The following is a 343-nucleotide window of genomic DNA, read 5'->3' on the forward strand; positions in this document are numbered from 1 at the left end:
AACACACAGGACTCGACGCTCCAAAGATGAAGCCCGCTATAGTTATTCTATGTCTTTTCGTGGCATCTCTGTATGCTGCAGATTCCGACGTCCCTAACGACATTCTGGAGGAGCAGCTTTACAATAGCGTCGTCGTTGCCGATTACGACAGTGCGGTTGAAAAGAGCAAGCATTTATACGAGGAGAAGAAGAGCGAAGTCATCACAAATGTAGTGAACAAACTGATACGAAACAACAAGATGAACTGCATGGAGTACGCTTATCAACTTTGGCTCCAGGGCTCCAAGGACATCGTCCGTGATTGTTTCCCAGTTGAGTTCAGACTTATCTTCGCCGAAAACGC

The 343-nt window shown here is 46.6% G+C and carries 1 protein-coding gene; it reads left to right on the forward strand.

The genetic code is table 11. The annotated features are described in order from the left end of the window. Nucleotides 1-26: 26 nt before the first annotated feature. A partial coding sequence (locus tag F0U47_RS22660) for a hypothetical protein (protein WP_149752336.1) occupies nucleotides 27-343 on the forward strand: 317 nt, incomplete at its 3' end.

It is taken from the genome of Nocardioides antri (genome assembly GCF_008373765.1).
GTDB classification, from domain to species: Bacteria; Actinomycetota; Actinomycetes; order Propionibacteriales; family Nocardioidaceae; genus Nocardioides; species Nocardioides antri.